General features: G+C 66.1%; 9 protein-coding genes. 2 read left to right on the top strand and 7 right to left on the bottom strand.

Features of this window, described 5'->3' with window-relative positions; translation table 11 throughout:
• Positions 1-338: 338 nt before the first annotated feature.
• On the bottom strand, positions 339-1,823 hold the full coding sequence (locus tag AB7O82_RS03950; RefSeq protein ID WP_428618674.1) for a M81 family metallopeptidase: 1,485 nt from the start codon (positions 1,821-1,823) through the stop codon (positions 339-341).
• Between the two features lie 64 nt (positions 1,824-1,887).
• Here AB7O82_RS03950 and AB7O82_RS03955 point away from each other — a divergent pair, with 64 nt between their 5' ends.
• On the top strand, positions 1,888-2,994 hold the full coding sequence (locus AB7O82_RS03955) for an amidohydrolase family protein (RefSeq protein ID WP_428618676.1): 1,107 nt from the start codon (positions 1,888-1,890) through the stop codon (positions 2,992-2,994).
• 327 nt (positions 2,995-3,321) lie between these two features.
• Here AB7O82_RS03955 and AB7O82_RS03960 read toward each other — a convergent pair whose 3' ends face one another.
• Both AB7O82_RS03960 and AB7O82_RS03965 read right to left on the bottom strand, forming a co-directional pair.
• Complete coding sequence (locus tag AB7O82_RS03960; RefSeq protein WP_428552332.1) at positions 3,322-4,194, bottom strand: DUF817 domain-containing protein; 873 nt, start codon at positions 4,192-4,194, stop codon at positions 3,322-3,324.
• A 9-nt stretch (positions 4,195-4,203) separates the two neighbouring features.
• The gene (locus AB7O82_RS03965) at positions 4,204-4,680 is read right to left on the bottom strand and encodes a hypothetical protein (protein WP_428552335.1); all 477 of its coding nucleotides are present in this window, start codon (positions 4,678-4,680) and stop codon (positions 4,204-4,206) included.
• A 162-nt stretch (positions 4,681-4,842) separates the two neighbouring features.
• Between AB7O82_RS03965 and AB7O82_RS03970 the strand changes: the two genes are divergently transcribed.
• Positions 4,843-5,133 (top strand): nucleotidyltransferase family protein, encoded by a 291-nt coding sequence (locus AB7O82_RS03970; RefSeq protein ID WP_428552338.1) that lies wholly within the window; start codon positions 4,843-4,845, stop codon positions 5,131-5,133.
• A gap of 211 nt (positions 5,134-5,344) precedes the next feature.
• On the opposite strand, the gene AB7O82_RS03975 is transcribed toward AB7O82_RS03970, so the two are convergent.
• The 4 genes from AB7O82_RS03975 to AB7O82_RS03990 all read right to left on the bottom strand — a co-directional run.
• Entirely contained in the window at positions 5,345-5,563 is a 219-nt protein-coding gene (locus AB7O82_RS03975) for an antitoxin MazE family protein (protein WP_428552341.1), read from the bottom strand.
• A 46-nt stretch (positions 5,564-5,609) separates the two neighbouring features.
• Entirely contained in the window at positions 5,610-6,482 is an 873-nt protein-coding gene (locus tag AB7O82_RS03980; RefSeq protein ID WP_428552344.1) for a 3-hydroxybutyryl-CoA dehydrogenase, read from the bottom strand.
• A 16-nt stretch (positions 6,483-6,498) separates the two neighbouring features.
• Positions 6,499-7,434 (bottom strand): electron transfer flavoprotein subunit alpha/FixB family protein, encoded by a 936-nt coding sequence (locus tag AB7O82_RS03985; protein ID WP_428552347.1) that lies wholly within the window; start codon positions 7,432-7,434, stop codon positions 6,499-6,501.
• A 1-nt stretch (position 7,435) separates the two neighbouring features.
• Positions 7,436-7,908: electron transfer flavoprotein subunit beta/FixA family protein (locus AB7O82_RS03990; protein ID WP_428618678.1), on the bottom strand; the 473-nt coding region annotated here is incomplete at its 5' end.

Genomic DNA, 7,908 nt, shown 5'->3' on the forward strand with positions numbered 1-7,908 from the left:
CACCAGGGAGTCGGCTTGCGTCGGCAATGCTGGACACTGTCGCGCGATTCGATTCGCAGAGAAGCTTGCCGTCCCTGCTATCGCGACACCGCGTGGGCCGGCAGACAACGCAGCCGGGTTGGCTCGTCTCTGCTGCCACCATCCGTGCCCAAGGGCGGCTCGAGCGCAGCCAGCCGATCATCGGTAGTGATTGGAATTGGGGCTGGACCGGGTCGGGGCGCTCCGTTCTCCTGGCGATGCCCGGCAGCATTGCCATGCGCTACCCTTCGCGCAAGCGGGCCCAGCCCCAATCCAGTCCAAACCGACCGCTGCCAGTCATCGCGCCGGCATCTGAATCGTCACGGAAACAGCGGACTGCCGTACGGATAGAACTTCTTCAGGTCGACGTTGCGATACGGCAGCCCCTCGAGCCTCACCGTGCCCAGGAAGGGCTGCTCCGGCTCGACCAGCAGGATGGTCTTGGCGAAGCCGCTGTCGTCGAAGCCGCGGCGGAAGTGCACGCGTGACTTGATGGCGAATGCCTTGAACTGGCTGACGTCGAGGCCGAGCGCGCCGAGCGGCTCGGGCTCCATCACCTGGACGAGGTAGCGGCTCAGCACCAGCACGTTGTTGCGGCCGAACTGCACGACGACCCAGAGCTGGCCATGGCCTTCGACGGCATTCAGGACCGTGCCCTGAATGCGCACCGGCGTGCCGGCCGACTCGTCGGCCAAGCCACCGACCTCCATGTCGAATGGTTCGCCCGCCTTCACGCCGCGCGCCTTCAGGGCGTCGCTCGTCCGCGCATCGGCGATGGTGGCGATCAGCGTGTCGGACAGGTCCTGGGCGATGATCTCCTTCAGGAGCCAAGTCGCCGATCCCGAGCGGTCGCTGTGATCGGCCAGCACGATGGGCGTGGCGCCTCGCGCCATCGCCTCCTTGGCGAGTCGGACGCCCTCCGGAATGAGATGAACCCTGGTCGACCCGAGCAGCGCCTCGCGCCGGCGCCACGCGGCCGCCGCCATGTCGTCGGCCGCCTTGCGCGCCAGGTCGGGCTTGCCGTTGGTCATCACCTGGAAGGTCATGCCGACATCGGGCACGTCGGCGAAGGGAAAGCCGAAGAAGAAATTGACGTAGAGATCAGGCTCGCGCGCCTCCCAGACGAGCGCCCGCTGCACCAGGTCCATCCACGGCGAGGCGCCGGTCCATTGCAGGACGGTCGCCGAGAGGATCGGCACGCGTCGCGTCACGGTGGCCGGCGCGTAGTCGCCGCGGATCGCCCGCACCAGCATGCGCGCCGCCCGTTCACCCTGCAGGTGGCTGTCGTAGTGAGGAAAGTACTTCACCGTGAAGGCCATGTCGGCGTGGCGCAGGAATTCCTCGTCCTCGTTGCCGTGCGGATCGAAGGTGCCGACGATGAAGGCACCCTGCCCCACGACCGCGCGCACCCGCCGGGCCAGATCCGCCTCGGGCCGCGCCACGCCGCGCACCGCCATGGCGCCGTGCAGCGCCAGGTAGATTCCGTCGAACGGTCCCTGGGCCCACAACCCGTCGATCATGCGGCTGACGAACGTCTCGTAGGCCTCCTCCGTCACCCAGCCCGACCCGGTTCCGGTCTTCGGCCATAGCGGCGACTCGATGCCGACCAGATCGACGCCGTCGTGCTCGCGCGCCACCTTGACGAAGCCGCCCATGTAAGAGCGCGGATCGTGCGCCAGCAGCGCCTCGCCGCTCGCCGGCGAGCGCTCGTAGATGAAATCCTGAAGCGTCGTGTCGTTCGGCAGGAAGGTCACCGTCTCGTGGGCGAAATACAGGACGGCAATGCGGATCGGCCGATGAGCCATGTGAATTTTCCTTGCGCGGACAGGACGGGAAGCCAACTCTCGCGCGACATCCCGGAGGAAACAAATGACAAAGCGGGTGATCGACGCGGACGGCCACATCTGCGAGCCGCCGGTACTGTGGAACGACTACGTCGAGAAGCGCCACCGCGCCGACACGATCCGCATCGAGCGCGATCCCGACGGTTGCGACTGGCTGTCGATCAACGGGACGATCCGCCGCAACCTCAGGCCGGCCGCAGCTTGCGTGCCCTGGGGCATGGACGATCCCGACCAAGTGCCAACCTGGGACGACATCCTGCCCGGCTCGTATGACGGCGGCGCGCGCGTTGGCGTGCTCGACGAGGAAGGCATCGAGCGCGCCCTGCTCTTCCCCTCGCTCTACCTGCTGGCCGGCGACATCGAGGATCCCGCGGTCGCCGCGGCGGCCTGCCATGGCTACAATGAATGGATCGCCGACATGTGCCGCGATGGTCGGGGCCGGCTGAGCGCGGTCGGGATCGTGCCGCTGCAGAGCGCGGAGGCGGCGCATCGCGAGGTCGCCCACATCGCCAGGCTCGACCTCAAGGGCGTCTGCTTCCGCCCGGAACGGTACAAGGGGCTGGCGCTCTACGACCAATCGCTAAGACCGTTCTGGGACGCAGTGGCCGGCGAGGGGTTGTTCGCCGCGGTGCACGGCAGCTTCGGCGCCCTGATGCCGAGCTTCGCTACCGGCCGCTACGACAACCTCTTCTTCAGCCACATGATCTGCCATCCGTTCGAGCAGATGGCGGCCTGCCTCGACATCGTCGCCGGCGGCGTGCTCGAGCGCCATCCCGGCCTGCGCGTCGCCTTCCTCGAATCGGGATTGGGCTGGCTGGAGTACTGGCTCGACCGGCTCGACGGCCATTTCGACTCGATGGGCCAGCACGTGCCGTGGCTGAAGCACAAGCCGAGTGAGCTGTTCCGCGAGCAGTGCTTCATCTCGATCGAATCGGACGAGGCCAATCGCCTGCCCCGGCTTGCCGAGATGGGCCTCGAGCAGTGCATCCTCTGGGGCGCCGACTATCCCCACTACGATTGCACCTATCCCGGCGCGGTGCATGACCTCGAGGAGCACCTGGCTCCGCTGCCGGCGGGACTGGCCGACGGCGTGCGTTGGCGCACGGCAGAGCGGTTTCTGGGGTTGGCGTGACACTCATGGCTGGGACCGCGCCACAAGAGGCGAAGTAAACTCCGCCGTAAGTGGCACTCTTCTGATCGATCGCGCAACCGCATGAGCGCCACTGGAGTGGCGCGCTCATAGGCGCTAACTTAACTTACAAGGGACCTCACCCTGAGGAGCGGCCTGGAGGCCGCGTCTCGAAGGGTCGGCAACAAATCCGATGTTGCAACACCGCTATTCCAGCGATCTGGTCTGTCGCGCATCCTTCGAGACGGTCGCTACGCGACCTCCTCAGGATGAGGACTTTGCTGGACCGCCCAAAGTTAGCACCTATGAGTGGCGCGCTCCCAGCAATGATCACTCCGGCACGTGGATCATGCGCTTGATGTGCTTGAGGTTGGCCACGATGGTGAAGGTCATGATCACCAGCAGCGACCACGAGCTCCATTTGGCGACGTGGACCAATGTCCAGGCGCCGAGCTGGTTGGGATAGCGCCAGATACCGAAGAACGTCGCTGCGTTCTCGGCCAGCCAGATGAAGAAGCCGATCAGCACGAAGGCCAGCAGCAGGGGCATGCTGCGGTCGCGGTCGAACGGCCGGAAGACGACGGTGGCGCGCGCGTAGAGGCCGAGCACGCAGGCGGCGATGTACCAGCGATAGTCGCCGATGAAATGGTGGGTGAAGAAGTTGGCGTAGATTGCGACCGCGACCAGCCAGGCCATCCAGTACGGCGGATGGTGGCGGATGCGCAGATCGAACAGGCGCCATGCCTGGATGATGTAGCTGCCGACCGCGGCATACATGAAGCCCGAGAACAGCGGAACGCCGAACAGCTTGGTGTAGGCGAAGTCGGGATAGCTCCACGACTGGATGCCGCTCGAGGTCTTGAAGACCTCGAGCAGGAACCCCAGCGCATGGAACAGGCAGATCGCCTTTACCTCGTCCCAGGTCTCGAGCCTGGCCCACACCATCCACGCCTGGACCACCAGGGCGAAGACCAACAGCACGTCATAGCGCGGCACGCCCCACAGGCCGGTGCGCGGCACGGTGAAGACGGCAAGGAAGAACAGGCCGGCGAACAGGCAGGCGCGCGCTTCCTTGATGCCGAAATAGAGGAACTCGACGGCGAACCGGCGGAAACCCGCCAGGCGCTCGTCGGCGCGCGGCTCGAGAAGCTGGCGGTCGAGCCATTGCACCGGGCCGACCGCGACCAGGGCGAGAGCGCGCATGCTGGCGGCTCAGCCGCCACCGACCTCGCAATGCTTGCCCATTTCCTTGCAGATGTGCAGCACCGCCTGGACCACCAAGGAGGCCGTCGGCCCCTCGCCCTGTCCGGCGTGGCCGGCGATCAGGAGCTGCGAGACATCGTCGCTGAACGGGACCACGTTCAGCGTCGCCAGGCGATCGCCCTCGGCGACCTGCAGGCGACGCTGGCCAGGATCCTCCGACACCACGCGTACGGCCGGGTTCCCGCGCGCCGTCTGGACGGCCGTTGCGAAGACACGGTCGGCTGGCGCTTCGAGAATCACCGTCGCGAAATCGTAGCCCGTGCGACCGCCCTGCTGGTTGGCCTCCGCCATGTGATGAATGCGGCCGATCGCGCGGCGCGCGAGCATCACCCATTGCGCCTGCGCCGGTCCGACAGGAAGGACCGAGAGCACCGTGCCGACCAGCACCGTCAGCACGACCGAAAGACGCAACGTACCAGAGTTCATTGGATCACCCCCGTGTCGGCGAGACATCATGGCGTCGATTGCGGCCGAATCGCGGATGCACTCAGGTCGACGACGACTGTGGTTCCTATCATCGCATCAGCAAGGCGCAGCCAGACGGCGAATCCCGCGGCCAGGTGGCCTGGATGGACCAGGGGTACGGCCATGAAGCGCGATCAGATCATCGCCACCTTGAAAGCAGCCGAACCGGAGCTGCGCAAGCGCGGCATCCGGCATGCGGCGCTGTTCGGTTCGATCGCGCGCGGCGAAGAGCGGCCCGACATCGACATTCTGGTCGAGTTCGAGCCAGGTGAAGAGGGCTCCGTCTACGACTATGTGCGACTCAAGGAATATGTGGCGGGACTGTTCGAGGGGCCGGTCGATGTGATTGATCGGAACGCGCTCAAGCCTCACTTGCGCGCACCCGCCGCGCGCGACACCGTGTATGCCTTCTGAGAGGGAAAGCGGTACGCTCCGCGAGATCCTTCGCAACATCGAGCTCGCCGAGCAGGTCGCGGGAGGTCACACGTTCGAAACCTTGCAATCTGATGAGAAGACGCTCTATCCGCTCGTGCGGAGCCTGGAAATCATCTCCGAAGCTTCCCGCAGGCTCTCTGGAGCCGAAGAAGCCCCGGCACGGCGACAACCACGAACTGCCCCCGACGGATCAACGCTCTGGCCAATCACGCACGCTGTCGATGAACTTCATGAGTTCATCGCCCGCCGCGACCGCCCGAGCCTGACGTCGGCACTTGGCGGCAAATCCTGGCGCACGCGTAGCAGGAACCCAAATCTGCAACGGTCGCAGCGCAGCTAACCGCATGCGCTGGCGATAGTCAGCCATGCGCTCGGGGACGGACGAGGGCTTGGGACGTGTGCGAGGCATCGATTTGCAACATGCAACCGCAAAGGCGCCGCCCCCGCCAGCGGCACTACCGCGTCGGGACCGGACGCTCGCTCGAGTAGTCGTAGAAGCCGCGCTTGACCTTGCGGCCGATCCAGCCGGCCTCGACGTACTTCACCAGCAGCGGGCACGGGCGGTACTTGGAATCGGCCAGGCCCTCGTGCAGGACCTGCATGACCGACAGGCAGGTGTCGAGGCCGATGAAGTCGGCAAGCTCGAGCGGGCCCATCGGATGGTTGGCGCCGAGCTTCATGCCGGTGTCGATCGCCTCGACATTGCCGACGCCTTCATAGAGCGCGTAGACCGCCTCGTTGATCATCGGCAGCAGGATGCGGTTGACGATGAAGGCGGGAAAATCCTCGGCATTGACCGGCTTCTTGTCGAGCTTCACCACCACGTCGCGCACGGTGCGGAAGGTCTCCTCCTCCGTCGCGATGCCGCGGATCAGCTCGACCAGCCCCATCAGCGGCACCGGGTTCATGAAGTGCATGCCCATGAACTTGCCGGGCCGGTCGGTCACCGAGGCGAGCCGGGTGACCGAGATCGACGAGGTGTTGGTGGCCAGCAGCACGTTGGGCGGCAGGCCGTCGCACAGCTTCTTGAAGATGTCGCGCTTGACCGCCTCGTTCTCGGTCGCCGCCTCGACGACCAGATCGCAATCGGCGAACTGCTTGTAGTCGAGGCCGGGCGAGATGCGCCGCAGCGCCGCGTCCTTGTCGTCGGGACGGATCATGCCGCGGCCGATCTGGCGGTCCATGTTGCGGCCGATCGACTCCAGGCCCTTGTCGAGATGCGCCTGGTCGACATCGGCCAGGCGGATGTCGAAGCCCTTGAGCGCGCAGACATGGGCGATGCCGCTGCCCATCTGGCCGGCACCGATGACGCCGATGCGCTTGATCATGACGCGATACTCCGCGCTACTTCTTTTCGACCGCGGCGATCAACTCGGGAACGATCTGGAAAAGATCGCCGACGATGCCGTAGTCGGCGACCTGGAAGATCGGCGCCTCCTCGTCCTTGTTGATCGCGACGATGGTCTTGCTGTCCTTCATGCCGGCGAGGTGCTGGATGGCGCCGGAGATGCCGATGGCAATGTAAAGATCGGGCGCCACGACCTTGCCGGTCTGGCCGACCTGGTAGTCGTTCGGCACGTAGCCCGCGTCGACCGCGGCGCGGCTGGCGCCGAGGCCCGCACCGAGCTTGTCGGCCAGCGATTCCAGCATCTTGAAGTTCTCGCCGCTCTGCAGGCCGCGGCCGCCGGAAACCACGATCTTGGCGCTGGTAAGCTCGGGCCGCTCGCTCTTGGAGAGCTCGGCGCCGACATAGGACGCGAGGCCGCCGGCTCCGGTGCCGGCGATCTTCTCGACCGGCGCCGATCCGCCGCCCGCCGCCGCCTTGAAGTTGGTCGGACGGATGGTGACGATCTTGATCTTGTCGGCGGTCTGCACCGTCGCCATGGCGTTGCCGGCGTAGATCGGCCGCACGAACGTGTCGGGCGATACGACCTTGATGGCCTCCGAGACCTGGGCGACGTCGAGCAGCGCGGCGACGCGCGGGGCGATGTTCTTGCCCACCGAGTCGGCCGCCATCACGACGTGGCTGTAGCCGGGCGCCAGCTTGACCACCAGCGGCGCCACGTCCTCGGCGACCCAGTTGGCGTAGGCCGCATCCTCGGCCTCGAGAACCTTTGCGACGCCCTGGATGGCGGCAGCCGACTTGGCCGCTTCGCCGGCGTTGCTGCCGGCCACCAGCACGTGAACCTCGGAATCCATCTGCGCGGCAGCCGCCACGGCGTTCGCGACATTGCTGCGAACGTTCTTGCCATCATGCGCGGCAACGACGAGCACGGCCATGTCAGATCACTCCCGCTTCGTTCTTGAGCTTGTCGACCAGCTCGGCGACCGTCTTCACCTTGATGCCGGACTTGCGCTTGGGCGGCTCCTCGACCTTGAGCGTCTTGAGGCGCGGCGCGACGTCGACGCCGAGCTTGTCGGGCGCCAGGGTCTCGATCGGCTTCTTCTTCGCCTTCATGATGTTGGGCAGCGAGGCGTAGCGCGGCTCGTTGAGGCGCAGGTCGGTGGTGATCACGGCCGGCAGCTTGATCTTGATGTTCTCGAGGCCGCCGTCGACCTCACGCTTCACCTCGGCGCTGCCGTCCGCCAGGTTCAGCTTGTTGGCGAAGGTGCCCTGCGACCAGCCGAGCAGGGCAGCCAGCATCTGGCCGGTCTGGTTGGAATCGTCGTCGATCGCCTGCTTGCCGACGATCACCAGGCCGGGCTGCTCCTTGTCGACCACCGCCTTCATCAGCTTGGCGACCGCGAGCGGCT

Origin of the sequence: Reyranella sp. (assembly GCF_050185545.1) — a bacterium.
Lineage (GTDB): Bacteria > Pseudomonadota > Alphaproteobacteria > Reyranellales > Reyranellaceae > Reyranella.

What these genes read in the sequence shown, in the direction of transcription:
- AB7O82_RS03950 (WP_428618674.1), bottom strand. Translation starts at nt 1,823, where the DNA reads ATGGCTCATCGGCCGATCCGCATTGCCGTCCTGTATTTCGCCCACGAG.
- AB7O82_RS03955 (WP_428618676.1), top strand. Translation starts at nt 1,888, where the DNA reads ATGACAAAGCGGGTGATCGACGCGGACGGCCACATCTGCGAGCCGCCG.
- AB7O82_RS03960 (WP_428552332.1), bottom strand. Translation starts at nt 4,194, where the DNA reads ATGCGCGCTCTCGCCCTGGTCGCGGTCGGCCCGGTGCAATGGCTCGAC.
- AB7O82_RS03965 (WP_428552335.1), bottom strand. Translation starts at nt 4,680, where the DNA reads ATGAACTCTGGTACGTTGCGTCTTTCGGTCGTGCTGACGGTGCTGGTC.
- AB7O82_RS03970 (WP_428552338.1), top strand. Translation starts at nt 4,843, where the DNA reads ATGAAGCGCGATCAGATCATCGCCACCTTGAAAGCAGCCGAACCGGAG.
- AB7O82_RS03975 (WP_428552341.1), bottom strand. Translation starts at nt 5,563, where the DNA reads ATGCCTCGCACACGTCCCAAGCCCTCGTCCGTCCCCGAGCGCATGGCT.
- AB7O82_RS03980 (WP_428552344.1), bottom strand. Translation starts at nt 6,482, where the DNA reads ATGATCAAGCGCATCGGCGTCATCGGTGCCGGCCAGATGGGCAGCGGC.
- AB7O82_RS03985 (WP_428552347.1), bottom strand. Translation starts at nt 7,434, where the DNA reads ATGGCCGTGCTCGTCGTTGCCGCGCATGATGGCAAGAACGTTCGCAGC.